A 16,957-nucleotide genomic window follows, 5' to 3' on the forward strand; every position below is an offset into this window, starting at 1 on the left:
TCTGAGGAGCGGACTTATTGAACAACCTCTAAATGGGAGTGAGAGCATGTTCAAGAAAGTAATGAATGATATTGTGATGCCGCAATTGGCAGAATCGCTCGTATCGGCGACGGTCGGCAAATGGCTCAAGAAGCCGGGCGATCCTGTAGAGCAGTATGAACCAATCTGCGAAGTCATTACCGATAAAGTTAATGCTGAGATTCCGTCGACTCTGGACGGGATTATGGGCGAGCTTCTCGTGCAGGAAGGCGAGGAGATTGCTGTAGGAACGATCATCTGCCGAATTGAGACAGAGCAAGCCGTGTCTGCTTCAGAGAGTGAGCCGTTAACGGTTGAATCTGCACAAGCTACTACCGCGGGCGTTTCGGTAGAGAATGGAGATTTACAGCGTGCCAGATACTCGCCTGCAGTTCAGACATTAGCGGCTGAACACGGCATAAATCTTCAAGCGGTTCCAGGCACAGGATTAGGCGGTAGAGTGACACGCAAGGATGTATTGCACTATATCGAGAACCAGGGCTCCGCTAATCCGGCAACTGCGGCTCCAGCGGCTGTACAATCGGTGCCTGCAGCGCAGCCTCAGACTGCACCTGTACAAGCTGTAGCTACGCCAGGTATTATTCCTGGGACTCCAGCTTCAGAACCTGTACGTCATTCAGGCTTGCACTTGACCGAGACACCACGTATTCCGACGATCGAAGTAGAGGGCGGACGTTCAGAATACTTAATTGATGTAACGCCGATTCGTAACACGATTGCTACCCGGATGCGTCAGAGTGTATCGGAGATTCCACATGGTTGGATGATGATTGAGGTCGACGTAACCAATCTTGTACAGCTTCGCAATAAGCTTAAGAACGAATTCAAGCAAAAAGAAGGCATCAACCTGACTTATTTGGCTTTTGTTCTTAAAGCCGTTGTCGGTGCGATTAAAGACTATCCAATTATGAATTCCGTCTGGGCGGTCGACAAGATTATCGTTAAGCGGGACATCAATCTGTCTCTCGCCGTAGGTACTGAGGATTCTGTGTTAACTCCAGTCATCAAAAACGCCGACCAGAAGAGCATCGCCGGACTTGCCCGGGAAATCGATGAATTGGCTTCCAAGGTTCGTGCGGGCAAATTGAAACTGGACGATATGCAAGGTGGAACTTTTACCGTGAACAATACCGGTTCCTTCGGTTCGATCTTAACACAGCCGATTATCAATTATCCGCAAGCCGCAATTTTGACCTTCGAGTCGATTGTGAAGCGCCCGGTAGTTATCAATGATATGATCGGGGTTCGTTCGATGGCGAATCTGTGTCTGTCATTAGATCACCGTATTTTGGATGGCGTTATCTGCGGACGGTTCATGCAGCGCGTGAAGGACAATATTGAAGGCTTTACTTTGGATACGCAAGTTTATTGATTCTTCTGGGGGACATCATCATGAACAAACCATTATTAGTAAGCTATACTCCGATGATTGAATATGGGGAAGCTTGGGATAAGCAAAAAGAATTAGTAAAAGCGATCAGCGACGGACAGCAGCAGGAGCACCTGCTGCTTCTTCAGCATCCACCGACTTATACGATTGGCTCTCAGCAGCATCCTGAGCACTTGCTTCTCAGTCCAGAGCAGCTGCAGGAGCAGGGGATCTCGCTGGTCCAAATCGACCGTGGCGGGGACATTACCTATCACGGGCCAGGTCAACTAGTGGGATATCCGCTACTACTGCTCGATGGTGAGAACGGCCTCGATCTGCACGGTTATTTACGGAATCTCGAACAGGTGATCATTAATTATTTGGCTCAGTTCGGAATCGAAGGGTCAAGGAAGCCGGAATATACCGGAGTATGGGTCGGAAATGTCAAGATTACAGCGATTGGCGTCAAGTTTAATAAATGCCGTCACCGTCGCGGCTTTGTTACGAGTCACGGCTTCGCTTTCAATATCAAATCAGGCATTCAGAACGAGGGATTCCAGGGGATTATTCCGTGTGGAATTCAGGAATACGGGGTAACTTCGCTGGAAGATGTCACGGGCAAGACATTTACTGTTGAACAGGTAGCCCATGACATCATTCCTTATTTTAATGAAGTCTTCGGTTATGAGGCGATATGGGAAGATGCTAACGCATGAGTAGAGGTTCAAGCAGCGCAAATAGTGTAGAACCTACCATCGCAAACAACATCAGATAGACTACGATTTTTAGCCATTTTTTAGACATACCTTAACTCCTTTTAAATATAGATTTGTTAAGTTGGTTTACCTTCTATAATATCGTAAACGTGAAAGAGAGGAAAGTCCAATGATCAATAAGGAAAGATTGATTCAACTCTTCCTGGAATTGGTCCGCATTGACAGCGAGACGAAGCATGAGCGGGAAATTGCCGATTTTCTGATTCGTAAATTTACAGAACTAGGACTTGAAGTTGTTGAGGACGACTCTATGGCCAGAACGGGACATGGTGCCGGAAATCTGATCGCGACTTTGAAGCCAAGTGTTCAGACGAATGCGGAGCCATTTTTGTTCACGAGTCATATGGATACGGTCGCTCCCGGAGTAGGAATTAACCCTATCGTTGGGGAAGATGGCTGGATCCGTAGTGACGGTACAACGATTCTCGGCTCTGATGATAAAGCTGGCGTAGCCTCGTTGCTGGAGGTCATTCAGGTGCTGCGCGAGCACAATTTGCCGCATGGGCAAATTCAATTCGTCATTACCGTAGGCGAGGAAATGGGCATGACTGGCTCAAGAGCGCTGGATACTGGCTTACTTGATGCCAAATTTGGCTTTGCCTTTGATTCGAACGGGGATGTAGGTACAATCTGCGTAGCATCTCCTTCCCGAGCGCTCATTACGATTGATATCTATGGGAAATCGGCTCATGCTGGAGTGAATCCAGAGGATGGCATCAGCGCGATCCAGGTAGCAGGTAAGACGATTGCTCGTATGAGGCTTGGACGGATTGATGAGGAGACTACGGCGAATATCGGCAAGTTCGAAGGCGGGGGAGAGACGAATATCGTCCCTGATCATGTGAAGCTGTATGCCGAAGCACGCAGCACCTCGCAGGCGAAGCTTGAGCAGCAGATTGCCGGAATGAAGGAAGCGGTGGAATCGACCTGTCAGGATTACCATACCAAAGGCGTCTTTAACAGTACGATCGTATATCCGTCTTTCCACCTCTCCGAGCAGGAGCCTGTTGTTGTTCTGGCTCAGAAAGCAGCAGGTGAGCTTGGCCTGTCAGGCGCTACATTCATGTCGGGCGGCGGCAGCGACGCCAATATATTCAATGGACTAGGCATTCCAACTGTAAACCTGGCTGTTGGCTATGAAGACATTCATACGACACGCGAGCGAATCAAGGCTGAGGACATTGTGAAGACTGCAGAGCTGGCATTGGAGATCATTGCACAGACTGTAAAATAAATAGTAAGCAACGACAAACAAAACCGTTCAATAGCCTAGGGCTTATGGGCGGTTTTGTTTGATGTTGGCGCTTATTTGCTCCGGCAGATTACTTTTTTGCTTGTCATTCCACGTCGAGTGCCAATGCGTTTGCTCAATAAAAGCCAGCATGTCCAAGAATCCGTGAATATACTTCTCAATTTTAAGCCGTTCATCCTGATCCGGGTGGTACAATTCCATCCGCCTTCTCAGTCGCAGAACCTTCTCCTGGAGACGGCAGGCAGCTGAGGCATAACGTACTGAAGCCATGGAAGGGCAGGCCTCAGCCAAGGCGGCAAAAATCGCGGAAGCTTCTTCATAACGGGCTTGATCATACAGAATCTCTCCGTATATTCTGGCGGCTTCTTGATATGGGGTCCGGGGGGGAAACAGCTTATGTACTATTTCTAGGAGGTGCTGCTCCGCCAGTTCTGTATAACCTTCCTCATAAAGGCTGCAAATCAGCACACATCGTAACACCGGGTCGCTATCTCCGGCCAGCTTAGTGGCTGCATTCAACATGCCGGACGAGACCGAGCACTGAATAAGCCCGGAGCGGTCAAAATAATTGTATTCAGGCATCTCTGTAGAATCGCTAGTGCTTTCCAAGTGATGAAGCATTAAATTTAGATCTTCTGCCCGTTCTAATATATCTGGAATATTAGGGGTGTTATCTAATTGAGGCGGTCTGTGCGCCATTATTCGTTCACCTCTCACTTTAATAATAGTGTGTGTTTAAAAAGTCTGACTTTCGGCACCGAATTCTATTTACTTGTCCGCGTTCGAATTAAATCCTTGACCTTGGCAGATTTTCCTGCTTCTTTTTGCCATTGATTGAGTATAATACGAACTTGCCAGGCTTTGCCTTGAACACGAACTGATTTTTCCGAAAAATAGCTTTTCATGAGCGCTGCTCCTTTACGTGGAGGTTTGGTATAATAACACCATATGTCCGAAGCGGACAAGTTATGAGTAACTTAACGAATGATCAATTATTTCATGAGGAGGATCATGGATCATATGACAGATAAACTAATGGAGAAGACCATTTCGACCGAGCCGATTTTTAAGGGGAAGGTCATTTCATTGCAGGTGGATACAGTAGAACTGCCGGACGGAAGTACAGCAACACGGGAGATTGTGAAGCATCCCGGCGCAGTGGCCGTCCTCGCTTTTCACAATGAAAGGCTATTGATGGTTGATCAATTCCGCCAAGCGATGGGCCGCTGTGAGCTGGAAATTCCAGCTGGTAAGTTGGAGAAGGGTGAAGATCCGATGGAGGCTGCTGCACGTGAGCTTGAAGAGGAGACTGGCTATCGCTGCGAGCGTATGACGCTTCTGCATTCCTTCTATACAGCTCCAGGCTTCTCTGATGAGGTGATTCATCTGTATCTAGCCGAGGAGTTAACGAGCGGGGAGATGTCGCCCGATGAGGATGAGTTCCTCGAGGTATATGAGGTTAGCTTTGAAGAAGCTCAGCGATATATTGCCGAGGGGCGAATTGCCGATGCCAAGACGATGGTAGCCTTCTACATCTGGCAGCAGCGTAAGCTCAGCCAGCAGGCAGGGAAGTAGACAGCAATGAATAGTTCAAATGAAATGAACAACCCAAATCTCTCCTCGTATTTTGCTGATTTTCATATTCATATTGGCAGAACCGAAGCGGGGGCTCCGGTAAAAATTAGCGGCAGTCGAAACCTGACGTTCGCTAATATTGCCAAAGAAGCTGCTGAGCGCAAAGGGATTCAACTGGTCGGTATCATCGATTGTCATTCACCGGGTGTTCAAGCTGACATCATTACCAGCCTGGAGCAAGGGCAGATGCGGGAGCTAGAAGAGGGGGGCATCGCATACGAAGGGACGACTCTGTTGCTCGGCAGTGAATTAGAAATCAGAGAGCCAGACATGGGGCCGGCCCATCTGCTCGTATTTTTCCCGTATCTCGAGACGATGCGCTCATTCACAGAATGGTTGAAGCCCAGAATGAAGAACGTGCAGCTTAGCTCGCAGCGGGTGTATGTCCCTGCCCGAGAACTGCAGGAGGAAGTATATAAGCGGGGCGGAATGGTGATCCCTGCGCATATTTTCACGCCGCATCGGAGTATATATGGAAGCTGTGCGCCGCGGATTTCTGATGTGCTCGATCCCCGATGGATCAGTGCAGTTGAGCTTGGTCTGAGCGCCGATTCAGAGATGGCTGGGTTGATCAGTGAGTTGGATAATTACACGATCTTAACTAACTCAGATGCACATTCCTTGGGCAAGATTGGTAGGGAGTACAATAAAATGATTCTGCAGGCCCCGACTTACCGTGAGTTTGAACGGGCACTTCGTGGCAAGGACGGCAGAAAGGTTGCGGGCAATTATGGTCTCAACCCCCGGCTTGGGAAGTATCATCGGACTTACTGCAGCAACTGCAACTATATTATTGATGAGGCGGAAGTATCGGTGGATCGCTGTCCTTATTGCGGCAGTACTAAGCTCGTACGTGGTGTTCTGGACCGGATTCTGTCGATCGCCGACCGTAGAGAATCGAGTATACCGACGTGCCGGCCGCCGTATCATTATCAGGTCCCGCTGGAATTTATCCCGGGCTTGGGACCGTCGAAGCTTAATCAACTGTTGGCGGTGTTCGGTACGGAAATGAATATTTTGCATCACGTCTCGAAGGCGCAGTTGTCTGGCGTAGTTGGCGAGGAATTAGCGGATAAAATATGCTCTGCCCGTGCCGGGACATTACATCTTCAGGCAGGCGGTGGAGGGATATACGGCAAGGTTTTGAAAGAATAGCAGGACAGGCTGGAACTTAAGCATAAGGGAGCGGGCTTCTTCATAGCTTGTATTATCAGGATTCTCAAGGCTATATCTTGAATCCTCAGAGATATTGAAGCTGATTAGAAGGAGGCTCCCTATGCTGCAACCAATTCGTCATTCATTACGGGATCAGACACCATTATATGTATTTGTCAGTGTATTATTTTTGATGGGGGTTGTATTCGGCGCATTGATGGTCAATGCCTTAACATTTGAGCAGCAACAGGATCTGTCTCGTTATTTGGGGGACTTTTTCGTATCGGTGAACGATGGAGGAACTTCATTCCAGGCCTTATCCTTTTGGACTGTGGCAAGTCTGCATTTGAAGTGGCTTGGCTTGATCTGGCTGCTGGGCCTTTCAGTCATCGGATTGCCGGGAATTCTTATTCTCGATTTTCTTAAGGGTGTTCTGATCGGGTTCGCGGTAGGATGTCTGGTCGGGCAGTTCACATGGAAAGGTCTACTGTTCGCAATTGTGTCGGTTGCCCCGCATAATTTGATCGTTATCCCGGCACTGCTGATCGCGAGTGTAGCGGCTGTCGGATTCTCATTAGGCATTATCCGCAATCGGGTACTTTTGCATCGCAGCGGAAGTGCGGCCGGACCCTTCTTCTCGTATACTTCACTGACATTGATTATGGCGGCGATCCTGCTTGCTATTTCCACCTTTGAGACCTGGGTATCTCCCGAGCTCATGAGCTGGGTGACCCCGCTGTTGATATAGGTTCTCACTCTAGCAAAATGTTGACTTTGTTGATTAACTCCCCCTATAATGAAAGAAGCGAATTATTAAAGCAGCTTAATGTCGGCGATGCTTGGGGAGGGAGAACGTGGAAGTGAAAGTCGAGAAAATCAAACAAGAGTTACAATCCCATGGCTATAAATTGACGCCCCAGCGGGAAGCCACGGTTCGCGTATTGCTCGAGAATGAAGAGGATCATCTTAGTGCTGAAGATGTATTCATGCTCGTTAAAGATAAAGCTCCTGAGATAGGTTTGGCTACCGTATACCGGACCCTGGAGTTGCTTAGTGAACTTCATGTCGTTGAGAAGATCAACTTCGGCGACGGAGTAGCCAGATATGATTTGCGAACCGATACGAACAAGCATCACCACCATCATTTGATCTGCGTTCAATGTGGCGCAATGGATGAGATACGTGAGGATTGGCTTGGGCCATTAGAGGAACGTCTGGAGAAGGAATTTAATTTTACGGTTCTTGATCATCGTCTTGACTTCCAAGGTATTTGTCATCGTTGTAAAGATAAGACAGATAAAACGGACAAGACGGATTGAGATTAGCCGGAAGACGGCCATCATAATTAAGATAATTACAATAAGGTAGAGCTGATTAAACCGCTCTACCTTATTTTTTTGTCTCAAGCTGTACGATAGTTGAATCTGTTATTAGGATGGTTTTGCATGTACAATAATAGGAGTAGAAACTCTCATAAACCCGGCGGATTGGATATATACTTGTACAAATGCTGTTCTCGTCTCAGGGCAGAGCGGGGCGGCAATCCGTGATAAAGGTAGGGGAGAGCGATGGTCATTTCTTTGCGCAAGAGTCTACGTTTATTGAAGTATTTAATTGTATTCATCATGCTTGCTTATGCTTTATACAAAGCGTTTGGCTACCTGGATGTAGCTTTGCTCCCGATGGAAAAATACCGTATTCCTGAGGGCTCAGCGGTTAAGGCCTTTCATGCCGGAAGTATGGAAGTGGTAGATCCGGAGACTCCGCTGCAGAGATTGAAGCTATTTTTCTGGTATGGTGAATAATGATAGATTAAGATGAGAGGGGGCGATGAATTGGAACAGGTTATTGCCTCTTTTATATCGCAATTGGCGGATCGTAAAGGTCTGAGTGAGCGAACACAGGAAGCATACACCCGCGATTTACAGCAGTTTGTTGCTTATTTGCAGAGCCGCGGAATCGATGATTTCAACGAGGTCACCAGGGCTGGGATATTGCTCTATTTCTCCGCTTTGAAGGAGAAGGGCAAGTCGCCTGCGACCATTGCCAGGGTCACTGTGACACTGCGATCTTTTATACATTACTTGCTCCAGGAGCGGATGATTGATCATGATCCGTTCCTGATGATTGAGTCTCCAAGAATGGACAAGACCCCACCTGAGACGTTAACCATTGAGGAGACAGAAGCTTTGCTGGAAATGCCCGATCCAGATACCCCCTTGGGATTAAGGGACAAGGCGATGCTTGAATTATTGTATGCTACAGGTATTCGTGTTAGCGAGCTGATCTCTCTGGAGATAAGCGACATTAATTTGCAGCTGCAATTTCTACGCTGTGCAGGTGAGAATCGTAAGGAAAGAATCATTCCTGTTGGGGCTATAACGATAGAATGGCTAGACCGTTATTTGAAGGATTGCCGTCCGAGATGGGTGAAGGAAGCAGACCGCGGTCCATTGTTCTCAAATCGTCAGGGAGGAACGCTGAGCCGTCAAGGATTTTGGAAAATCGTTAAGAAATACGGGGCAGAGGCGGGTATCAGCAAGCAGATTACCCCGCACACTTTGCGTCATTCATTTGCCGTACATATGCTTCAGGGCGGGGCGGATGTGCGCGCTGTACAGGAGATGTTAGGCAATCAGAGTGCTTCGACCCTGCAGCTCTATTTGAATAAATCGGGTGGAAATCTAAAATCGGTGTATGATTCCTTTCATCCACGGGCAAAACGGCAAATAGAAGATCAGTCCATTGATACTAAGGAATAAAGAAACTTATTGCAGTGGGAAGTTGTGAAGCCTGGAATATGAGCCATTTATTATAACTTGAAGGAGAAATGACAATGACACTTACCAAAGAAATGATTGTAGAGGCAGCCGGGTATATTTCGTCCGTGGCCAAGATGAAGCCGGAGGTTGGCCTGATTCTCGGCTCTGGACTTGGAATTCTTGCCGACCACATTGAACAAGCGGTCAGCATTTCCTATGCAGATATTCCTCATTTCCCACAGTCCACGGTAGAAGGACATGCCGGTGAATTACTGATCGGCCATGTGCAAGGAAAACCGGTCGTGATGATGAAAGGACGCTTCCATATGTACGAAGGCTACGGTCCTGAATTGACGGCGTTCCCTGTGCGGGTTATGAAAGAGCTAGGCGTGAAGACGCTGCTTGTTACTAATGCAGCCGGTGGCGTGAATACCTCCTTCACTCCAGGCGATCTGATGCTTATATCCGATCACCTTAATATGACTGGGAAGAACCCGTTGATCGGTGCCAATGACGATGAGCTTGGGCCGCGTTTCCCGGATATGTCCCAGGCTTACAGCCGTAGATTGCGCGAGCTGGCCCGGTCTATTGCAGACAAGCTGGGGTTCTCGCTGCAGGAAGGCGTGTACGCTGGATTGCTTGGACCATCCTATGAGACCCCGGCAGAGATCCGCATGCTGCGTACCCTGGGCGCGGACGCCGTTGGTATGTCCACCGTCTCAGAAGTCATTGTAGCTAGCCATGCGGGGCTTGAGGTGCTTGGTATCTCCTGTATCAGCAACATGGCAGCTGGGATTTTGGACCAGCCATTATCACATGCGGAAGTCATGGAGACGACGGATCGTGTACGCGAGCAATTCCTCAGTCTGGTACAGACGATCATACCGCAGCTGTAATTAAGAGATAAAGTATAATCAAACATAAATTCAAGCGGCGTTCCTGCGCGAGGCATAAGCCTACGGGAACGCCGCTTTTTTTCGTAGTGAACCGTCATGTAGGAATATAATGCCATGAAATGGAGCATACTAGGTTAGCAGAATCCAGACTTTTAGTATAAAGGGGGAACAACCGCTTGAAGAAACTGCTAATCAGTGGGTTTATGGCTCTTATATTGACAGTATCTGCATGGCCTATCGCGGCCTTGGCAGAGGATGGAGGGGCACGCGATAACGCAGAGGTACTGACGCTGGCGGAGAATGCCCGCTCCGCTATCCTGATAGATGCGGACACCGGGACGGTTATTTATGAGAAACATAGTCATGAGAAGCTGCCGCCTGCCAGTATAACGAAAATTATGACGATGCTTCTGACGATGGAAGCGATCGATGAGGGTCGCTTGAAGTTGACAGATAAGGTGACGACGAGTGAGCATGCTTCATCGATGGGTGGGTCGCAAATTTTCCTCGAGGTCGGGGAAGAAATGACGGTCGATGATCTATTGAAGGGGGTAGCAATGGCCTCCGGTAATGACGCCTCTGTTGCGTTGGCAGAGAAGATCGGAGGCTCGGAACAGGGCTTTATCAAGCTAATGAATGAGCGGGCTCAGGAGCTTGGACTCAAAGACACTCACTTTGCCAACTGCAATGGATTACCGGTAGCTGACCATTACAGCTCTGCTCATGACATCGCTATGATGAGTCGAGAACTACTGAAGTATGAGGGGATTACGAAGTATACCGGTTCCTATCAGGATTACTTGCGCAAGGATTCCCCTAAGCCATTCTGGCTCGTCAATACGAATAAGCTTGTTCGATTTTACAGCGGGGCAGATGGCCTTAAGACTGGCTATACCTCAGAAGCCAAGTTCTGTCTGGCAGCGACAGCGAAGCGTGATGGAATGCGCTTGATTGCGGTCGTTCTCGGGGAGCCGAATACGAAGACGCGTAACAGTGAAGTATCCGCGATGTTCGACTATGCATTTTCGCAATATGCGCTGCAACCGATCTATAAATCCGGCGAGGTGATCGGAAAAGTGAAGGTTCAGAAGGGGGAGGCCGCGCAGCTTGAGTTGACCGCCTCCAAGACAATGAGCGTTCTGGTCAAGAAAGGCTCCAAGCTGGAGAATATTACGCAGAAGCTGGTTGTTCCTGAGAAGATTGCCGCCCCTGTCAAGGAAGGGCAATTGATTGGCCAACTACTAATCGTTCAGGATGGTCGGACGCTGGCCGAGTTCGATCTGAATGCGGCTACCGCAATTAAGAAAGCTGGCTTTTGGACCTTATTCAAACGAACGGCTTCGCATATGTTTTTTGTAGATTAATAGGTTTTTTCTTCTAGTTTTGTCATAGAGCAGGATTCGTTCAAGGACGTGTAGAATTGTTGTGTTCATGTCAGGGAGGAGAGTGAAACAGACGTGAATTTGCAAATGGAAACTGTGAGGCATCGCGAGACGCTTATTGTACGTTTATCCGGTGAGCTGGACCATCATACCGCAGATCTGGTGCGTATGCGCATGGATGAGGAGATCGGGCGAGAGGGCTGCCGCAATTTACTGCTCAGTCTCAAATCGCTGCAGTTCATGGACAGCTCAGGGCTTGGAGTTATTCTCGGACGCTATAAGCTGATTAAGCAAAAGGGCGGGAAGATGGTCGTCAGCGACGTGAACCCGCCGGTATTCCGCTTGCTGGAGATGTCAGGCTTGTTCAAGATTATGTCTATTTATGAAAATGAGAGCAGCGCGCTCTCGGAGTTGGAGGTCGCCCTATGAAGGAGAATAGTAGCAACTTTATGACCTTGCAATTCGCGGCAAAATCGGAGAATGAGTCCTTCGCCAGGGTAACAGTAGCCGCCTTTGTCTCTCAGCTGGATCCGACGATGGATGAGATTACAGACTTGAAGACCGTAGTGTCTGAAGCGGTAACAAATTCTATTATCCATGGTTATGAGGAGAATTCGGAAGGAATCGTCACGATCTCCGCTTGGATTGAGGAGGATACGATAACCCTGCTTATCGAAGACAAAGGCCGTGGGATTGAAGATTTGGAGTTGGCTAAGCAGCCGCTATACACTTCCAAGCCGGAGCTGGAACGGTCCGGGATGGGTTTTACAATCATGGAGAATTTTATGGATGAGTTTGACGTCGCAAGCGAGGTTGGCGGCGGCACTTCGATTCGGATGAAGAAGAGGATCGTATCGAAGAAAGCTTTATACAATTAGGGGTTGGAGATATGGATGCCGAAGTGAAGCAAGCCTCGAGAGAGTATTTGGACGATGCGGAAGTGAAAAGGCTGATCGCCTTGAGCCAGGCTGGAGATAATGTGGCCAGGGACAGGCTCGTAAGCTGCAACACAAGGCTGGTCTGGTCGGTCGTACAGCGGTTCATGAACCGTGGCTACGAACCGGAGGATTTGTTCCAAATCGGCTGCATCGGACTGTTAAAGTCGGTGGATAAATTCGATCTAAGTTATGACGTCAAATTCTCAACCTATGCGGTTCCGATGATTATCGGGGAAATTCAGCGCTTCTTACGTGATGATGGAACGTTGAAGGTTAGCCGTTCGTTGAAGGAAATGGCGAATAAGGTACGCAAGAAGAAGGACGAGCTGTCCAAGGTGCTGAACCGACTTCCGACGGTGAAGGAAGTGGCGGAGGAGCTCGGGGTAACGCCGGAGGATGTCGTATTCGCCCAAGAGGCGAATAAGCCGCCAGCCTCTATCCATGAGACGGTGTTCGAGAATGATGGCGACCCGATTACACTTATGGATCAGATCGCCGATGAGTCCCAGGAACGCTGGTTTGATAAGCTGGCTCTGCATGAAGCGATCGATGGATTATCAGAGCGGGAGCGGCTGATTGTGTATTTGCGCTATTATCGCGATCAGACGCAATCTGAGGTAGCGGCCAGGCTTGGAATCTCCCAGGTGCAGGTATCCAGACTGGAGAAGAAAATCTTGCAGAGCATTCGTGATCAGATTGCTCAATAGTAGTTCCAGAGGATGTAGGGGATCGATGCTCTAAGATTTAAGGTTTATAATGATTTTGATGAATTTAAAGACAGGGGTTGTCTCAAGGGTTTTTGACTCGGAGACGCCCCTTTTGTATGTCTAAAAATGCGGAAATCCTCATGCTTTGGCCGGAGGCCGGAGTAGCTCGGACATTTTTGACCGTTAGCGCCCAGTCTTTAGTACGCGGCCCTTGTAACGGACAATTTTGTCCAGTACAAGGGGAAGGATCGCCGAAAATCGCAATTTGTGCTTCTAATGGTCAAAAGTGTCCGTTAGGAATACGGGATTGTTTTTTTCTTGTTCTAACGGACATTTTTGACCGCCTCTTTAATGTCCTAAGCCTTGAATGTCATAACTTTCGAGTAAATGTAAGTCTCACTTGGCATACTATGGACATTACGAAAAAAAGGGGTGGCTATCATTGAACCCAATACCTCATCCCTGCATTTATGTACGGCTGCGCAAGCAAGTCAGGCTTCCGGCTGGTACACCCATCCGTCTTCGCGATATCGCTCGTGTACTCGCCGAGTCTCATCAAGAAGAAGTCCTGTTAAATTTGGAGCTTGAGCGTCCGGAGAAGAGTGATGGCAATCTCATCGTGATCGATACCCTGCAAGTGATTTCTGTTATCAAGCAGCAATTTCCTGGGGCTCAGGTTGAAGTGATCGGTGAGCCGCATGTGCTGATCGAGATGATCGTGAAGGAGAAGAAGCCTTCACTTTTGCTATTTGTGGTAGTCTGGCTCCTGCTATTCTTCGGAGCCGCACTGACCATCATGAACTTCCATGCTGATGTAAGCATGCCGGAGGTTCAGGTGCGGATCGTGGAGATGATTACTGGTCACCGGGACGAGCATCCTTATCTTTTTCAAGGCGCATACTCCCTTGGCATCGGCTTCGGGATGATCATCTTCTTCAATCATCTATTCAAGAAGAAATGGAATGAGGAACCCACTCCCCTTGAGGTTGAGATGTTCCTGTACCAGGAAAATCTGAATCAATATGTGGTTGCTGAGGAATATAAACGGATGAGCGAACAAGAGGCCAAGGAGAAGGGGGAGAAGCCCCTTTGAGCGGTGCGGTGATATACGGTGGTCTTATGTTTCTTGGATTTGCTGGGGGAATCGCCGTCGGTGCCGGGGTTATCGCTTTATTTATCGTGCTGGATATGATTCCGCGTCTCGCTCAGATTACACGAACCTTCGACAAAGTCCACTGGTATGAGGGAGCGATGGTCAGCGGCTCATTTATCGGTACGATCGCTGATTTCTGGAATTGGAAAATAGCCGGACCTTGGCTATTCAGCGGCGTTGTCGGTCTGTTCAATGGCATTTTTATCGGAATGCTTGCGGCCGCATTGACCGAGGTGCTGAATGTTCTGCCGATCATTGCCAAGCGGCTTCATATGCAGCGATATTTATTCGGATTGCTGCTGGCGATGGTGTTTGGTAAGGTGGCCGGCTCGCTATTCGAATGGTTCATTTACAATCCGTAGAGGTAATTCAAAAAGTCCGCTTTTGATAAGAAAACCGATCGAAGTAATCCAAGGATGAGCGACCGCGATTCAAAGGTAGGTTTTCTTGCGATATAGAACTTCATCAGCCTACGCTGATAACGTATAAATTCTATATCTAACACGAGGTAAACCGAGGAAGCTGACTCGACATCGAATCTTGAATTCAGCCTGGTCCTCCGGTGCTCACGTACCTAAAACGTACGCTCCGCTCCTCAGACCCTAGCTTTATCCAACCTTCTTGGTGCTGAAAACCGGATTTTTGAATCTTCACTGAATTGGGAAATTCAAAAAGTCCACTTTTGATAAGAAAACCGATCGAAGTAATCCAAGGATGAGCGACCGCGATTCAAAGGTAGGTTTTCTTGCGATATAGAATTTCATCAGCCTACGCTGATAACTTATAAATTCTATATCTAACACGAAGTAAACCGAGGAAGCTGACTCGACATCGAATCTTGGATTCAGCCGGGCCCTCCGGTGCTCACGTACCAACTACGTACGCTCCGCTCCTCGGACCCTAGCTTCATCCAACATTCTCGGTGCTGAAAACCGGATTTTTGAATCTTTACTGAATTGGGAAATTCAAAAAGTCCGCTTTTGATAAGAAAACCGATCGAAGTAATCCAAGGATGAGCGACCGCGATTCAAAGGTAGGTTTTCTTGCGATATAGAATTTCATCAGCCTACGCTGATAACGTATAAATTCTATATCTAACACGAGGTAAATCGAGGAAGCGGATTCGACTTCGAATCTTGAATTCAGCCGGGCCCTCCGTTGCTTAAATCACAAGAATATCGCAGCCATATTTTCGAAGGGAGCTAGATACGATGGACCAAGAAAATGATCATATCCGGGAGCATGCCGATAACGAGAATATGCCTGGCTTTATTCGAGAATCGGATCAGGAGGAGCAGGATTCAGATAAGAAGACTACTTCAGAGGAGCCTCATATAGGCATTTGGACCAAAAAAGAGGTTCAACAAAAAAGGGACGCAGAAAAGTCTGACTCCCTCGAGGATTCCATCATATATTGGCAGCAGAGCGATAGAATCAGTAGAAGTCTAGCCACAACGAAGCGGACGCTTGAGGAAGTTATCGGTCTTGGTAAGAGCTTCGATGTCGTATTCCGCGAAATGAGCTTTGCCGGCAAGAAGACGGGAATGCTCTTCATTAACGGATTTGCGAACAGTGAGATTATGCTGGAAATTCTTAAGCGTCTCACTTACTTAACCCCTGACAATTTATCTGCTGGAGCGATGCGTTCCTTTTTTGAAATGTATATCCCCCATGTTCAGGTGGAGAAGGCCGAGGAATTAAGTGTCGTGATCAAAAACATCCTAATCGGGATGAGCGCATTCTTCATAGAGGGCGAACAGACGGCGATCATCATGGATACACGCAATTATCCAGTGCGCAGTCCGGAAGAGCCTTCGCTTGAGCGAGTCGTACGCGGCGCCAGAGATGGCTTCACCGAGACGATGTTGACGAATGTAGCTCTGGTTCGGCGGCGGCTTCGTGATCCTGGGTTGAAGTTCGAGGCCTTTCAGGTGGGTAGACGGACACAGACAGATGTAAGTCTGGCTTATATTGATGATATTGCCGACAAGCTGGAGATTGAAGCAGTACGTAAGAAAATAACAAGCATAAATATGGACGGAATTCCGCTTGCCGACAAACAGCTCGAGGAAGCTATTCTGCACAGAGGCTGGAGCCCGTACCCTCATGTCCGATATTCCGAGCGCCCGGATGTCGTCGCTTCGCATTTGCTCGAAGGAAGGATCGTAATATTCGTCGATACGTCGCCCAGTGTCATTATTTTGCCTACGACATTCTTTGATTTATGTCAACATGCCGAGGAGAACAGGCAAACCGCGTTCATGGGCACTTATCTAAGGTGGGTCCGCTTTTTTGGTATTTTTGCGTCGCTGTTCCTATTGCCATTATGGCTGTTAATTGTGATGCATCCGGAATTCAAACCAGATATACTAGCATTTGTTGGACCGCATGACAAAGCGAAAATTCCGTTAATCGCCCAATTCCTGCTCGTGGAGTTCGGTGTGGATCTGATGCGCATGGCCGCGGTGCATACTCCGACCCCGCTCGCTTCAGCTATGGGCTTGATCGCGGCGATTATGATCGGCGATATAGCCGTTAAGACGGGTTTGTTCATCAACGAGGTCATTTTGTATATGGCGATCGCAGCGATCGGGATGTTCGCAACGCCAAGTTATGAATTGGGGCTGGCCAATCGGATGGTTCGGTTGTTCCTGCTTGTCGCTGTAGCTATTTTTGGCGCTCCTGGTCTAGTTGTCGGAACGACACTGTACATTCTGTTTCTTACTTTTCAACGTTCCTATAACTCGCCTTATTTATGGCCATTCATCCCATTTAATGCCAAAGCAATGGCAGCAATTTTGTTCCGAGTTCCGGTTATGTCATCCAAGCAAAGACCGTCTTTCAACAAGCCGCGTGACCGCACGCGGATGCCGCAGAACGAATAGATGGTGGG

Annotated in this window: 20 protein-coding genes; 17 read left to right on the top strand and 3 right to left on the bottom strand. The window is 48.3% G+C overall.

The genetic code is table 11. The features are described 5' to 3' along the window. Nucleotides 1–46: 46 nt before the first annotated feature. Both EI981_RS09980 and lipB read left to right on the top strand, forming a co-directional pair. The gene (locus EI981_RS09980; protein WP_126997711.1) at nt 47–1,411 is read left to right on the top strand and encodes a dihydrolipoamide acetyltransferase family protein; all 1,365 of its coding nucleotides are present in this window, start codon (nt 47–49) and stop codon (nt 1,409–1,411) included. Nucleotides 1,412–1,431: 20 nt separating this feature from the next. Continuing rightward, nucleotides 1,432–2,124, top strand: coding sequence for a lipoyl(octanoyl) transferase LipB (lipB, locus tag EI981_RS09985; RefSeq protein ID WP_126997713.1), 693 nt, complete (start codon nt 1,432–1,434; stop codon nt 2,122–2,124). Here the strand turns inward: lipB and prli42 are convergent. After that, on the bottom strand, nt 2,114–2,212 hold the full coding sequence (gene prli42, locus EI981_RS30085; RefSeq protein ID WP_082790156.1) for a stressosome-associated protein Prli42: 99 nt from the start codon (nt 2,210–2,212) through the stop codon (nt 2,114–2,116). The genes lipB and prli42 overlap by 11 nt on opposite strands. An 81-nt stretch (nt 2,213–2,293) precedes the next feature. Here prli42 and EI981_RS09995 point away from each other — a divergent pair, with 81 nt between their 5' ends. Next, nucleotides 2,294–3,418: a M20/M25/M40 family metallo-hydrolase gene (locus EI981_RS09995; RefSeq protein ID WP_126997715.1), complete on the top strand. Its 1,125-nt coding sequence runs from the start codon at nt 2,294–2,296 to the stop codon at nt 3,416–3,418. Between the two features lie 42 nt (nt 3,419–3,460). Here the strand turns inward: EI981_RS09995 and EI981_RS10000 are convergent, their stop codons facing one another. Then, nucleotides 3,461–4,135 carry a tetratricopeptide repeat protein gene (locus EI981_RS10000; RefSeq protein WP_126997717.1) on the bottom strand — a complete coding sequence of 225 codons (675 nt, stop codon included), beginning with the start codon at nt 4,133–4,135 and terminating at the stop codon, nt 3,461–3,463. Between the two features lie 65 nt (nt 4,136–4,200). Then, nucleotides 4,201–4,341 (bottom strand): Z-ring formation inhibitor MciZ, encoded by a 141-nt coding sequence (gene mciZ, locus EI981_RS10005; protein WP_126997719.1) that lies wholly within the window; start codon nt 4,339–4,341, stop codon nt 4,201–4,203. Between the two features lie 115 nt (nt 4,342–4,456). On the opposite strand from mciZ, the gene EI981_RS10010 reads away from it, so the two are divergent. The 14 genes from EI981_RS10010 to EI981_RS10080 all read left to right on the top strand — a co-directional run bounded on the left by EI981_RS10010 (nt 4,457) and on the right by EI981_RS10080 (nt 16,949). Next, nucleotides 4,457–5,011, top strand: coding sequence for an NUDIX domain-containing protein (locus EI981_RS10010; protein WP_126997722.1), 555 nt, complete (start codon nt 4,457–4,459; stop codon nt 5,009–5,011). A 24-nt stretch (nt 5,012–5,035) separates the two neighbouring features. Continuing rightward, complete coding sequence (locus tag EI981_RS10015; RefSeq protein WP_127004527.1) at nt 5,036–6,226, top strand: endonuclease Q family protein; 1,191 nt, start codon at nt 5,036–5,038, stop codon at nt 6,224–6,226. A gap of 121 nt (nt 6,227–6,347) precedes the next feature. Then, the gene (gene spoIIM / locus EI981_RS10020) at nt 6,348–6,974 is read left to right on the top strand and encodes a stage II sporulation protein M (RefSeq protein WP_193556443.1); all 627 of its coding nucleotides are present in this window, start codon (nt 6,348–6,350) and stop codon (nt 6,972–6,974) included. A 106-nt stretch (nt 6,975–7,080) separates the two neighbouring features. Next, nucleotides 7,081–7,545 (top strand): ferric iron uptake transcriptional regulator, encoded by a 465-nt coding sequence (fur, locus tag EI981_RS10025; protein WP_126997724.1) that lies wholly within the window; start codon nt 7,081–7,083, stop codon nt 7,543–7,545. Between the two features lie 249 nt (nt 7,546–7,794). Further along, nucleotides 7,795–8,031, top strand: a complete 237-nt coding sequence (locus tag EI981_RS10030; protein WP_126997726.1) for a DUF4227 family protein — start codon at nt 7,795–7,797, stop codon at nt 8,029–8,031. 30 nt (nt 8,032–8,061) lie between these two features. Further along, entirely contained in the window at nt 8,062–8,988 is a 927-nt protein-coding gene (gene xerD, locus EI981_RS10035; RefSeq protein WP_227011783.1) for a site-specific tyrosine recombinase XerD, read from the top strand. 68 nt (nt 8,989–9,056) lie between these two features. After that, nucleotides 9,057–9,884, top strand: coding sequence for a purine-nucleoside phosphorylase (locus EI981_RS10040; protein WP_126997730.1), 828 nt, complete (start codon nt 9,057–9,059; stop codon nt 9,882–9,884). A gap of 176 nt (nt 9,885–10,060) precedes the next feature. After that, nucleotides 10,061–11,248: a D-alanyl-D-alanine carboxypeptidase family protein gene (locus EI981_RS10045; protein WP_227011784.1), complete on the top strand. Its 1,188-nt coding sequence runs from the start codon at nt 10,061–10,063 to the stop codon at nt 11,246–11,248. Between the two features lie 93 nt (nt 11,249–11,341). Next, the gene (gene spoIIAA, locus EI981_RS10050; protein ID WP_126997732.1) at nt 11,342–11,695 is read left to right on the top strand and encodes an anti-sigma F factor antagonist; all 354 of its coding nucleotides are present in this window, start codon (nt 11,342–11,344) and stop codon (nt 11,693–11,695) included. Further along, nucleotides 11,692–12,144 carry an anti-sigma F factor gene (gene spoIIAB / locus EI981_RS10055; RefSeq protein WP_126997734.1) on the top strand — a complete coding sequence of 151 codons (453 nt, stop codon included), beginning with the start codon at nt 11,692–11,694 and terminating at the stop codon, nt 12,142–12,144. The genes spoIIAA and spoIIAB overlap by 4 nt, the downstream gene beginning before the upstream one ends. Nucleotides 12,145–12,155: 11 nt before the next feature. Further along, complete coding sequence (gene sigF / locus EI981_RS10060) at nt 12,156–12,911, top strand: RNA polymerase sporulation sigma factor SigF (RefSeq protein WP_068781790.1); 756 nt, start codon at nt 12,156–12,158, stop codon at nt 12,909–12,911. A gap of 442 nt (nt 12,912–13,353) precedes the next feature. After that, nucleotides 13,354–14,004: a stage V sporulation protein AA gene (locus tag EI981_RS10065; protein WP_126997736.1), complete on the top strand. Its 651-nt coding sequence runs from the start codon at nt 13,354–13,356 to the stop codon at nt 14,002–14,004. A 26-nt stretch (nt 14,005–14,030) separates the two neighbouring features. Continuing rightward, nucleotides 14,031–14,426, top strand: a complete 396-nt coding sequence (locus tag EI981_RS10070; RefSeq protein WP_127004533.1) for a stage V sporulation protein AB — start codon at nt 14,031–14,033, stop codon at nt 14,424–14,426. Between the two features lie 849 nt (nt 14,427–15,275). Continuing rightward, the gene (locus EI981_RS10080; RefSeq protein ID WP_227011785.1) at nt 15,276–16,949 is read left to right on the top strand and encodes a spore germination protein; all 1,674 of its coding nucleotides are present in this window, start codon (nt 15,276–15,278) and stop codon (nt 16,947–16,949) included. Nucleotides 16,950–16,957 lie beyond the last annotated feature (8 nt).

This window comes from Paenibacillus lutimineralis, assembly GCF_003991425.1.
GTDB lineage: Bacteria > Bacillota > Bacilli > Paenibacillales > Paenibacillaceae > Fontibacillus > Fontibacillus lutimineralis.

Coding starts and splice junctions, on each gene's coding strand:
- EI981_RS10040 (WP_126997730.1), top strand. CDS start 9,057: ATGACAATGACACTTACCAAAGAAATGATTGTAGAGGCAGCCGGGTAT.
- EI981_RS10010 (WP_126997722.1), top strand. CDS start 4,457: ATGACAGATAAACTAATGGAGAAGACCATTTCGACCGAGCCGATTTTT.
- EI981_RS10070 (WP_127004533.1), top strand. CDS start 14,031: ATGTTTCTTGGATTTGCTGGGGGAATCGCCGTCGGTGCCGGGGTTATC.
- lipB (WP_126997713.1), top strand. CDS start 1,432: ATGAACAAACCATTATTAGTAAGCTATACTCCGATGATTGAATATGGG.
- sigF (WP_068781790.1), top strand. CDS start 12,156: ATGGATGCCGAAGTGAAGCAAGCCTCGAGAGAGTATTTGGACGATGCG.
- EI981_RS10030 (WP_126997726.1), top strand. CDS start 7,795: ATGGTCATTTCTTTGCGCAAGAGTCTACGTTTATTGAAGTATTTAATT.
- spoIIM (WP_193556443.1), top strand. CDS start 6,348: ATGCTGCAACCAATTCGTCATTCATTACGGGATCAGACACCATTATAT.
- spoIIAB (WP_126997734.1), top strand. CDS start 11,692: ATGAAGGAGAATAGTAGCAACTTTATGACCTTGCAATTCGCGGCAAAA.
- EI981_RS09995 (WP_126997715.1), top strand. CDS start 2,294: ATGATCAATAAGGAAAGATTGATTCAACTCTTCCTGGAATTGGTCCGC.
- prli42 (WP_082790156.1), bottom strand. CDS start 2,212: ATGTCTAAAAAATGGCTAAAAATCGTAGTCTATCTGATGTTGTTTGCG.
- EI981_RS09980 (WP_126997711.1), top strand. CDS start 47: ATGTTCAAGAAAGTAATGAATGATATTGTGATGCCGCAATTGGCAGAA.
- mciZ (WP_126997719.1), bottom strand. CDS start 4,341: ATGAAAAGCTATTTTTCGGAAAAATCAGTTCGTGTTCAAGGCAAAGCC.
- EI981_RS10000 (WP_126997717.1), bottom strand. CDS start 4,135: ATGGCGCACAGACCGCCTCAATTAGATAACACCCCTAATATTCCAGAT.
- EI981_RS10015 (WP_127004527.1), top strand. CDS start 5,036: ATGAACAACCCAAATCTCTCCTCGTATTTTGCTGATTTTCATATTCAT.
- EI981_RS10080 (WP_227011785.1), top strand. CDS start 15,276: ATGGACCAAGAAAATGATCATATCCGGGAGCATGCCGATAACGAGAAT.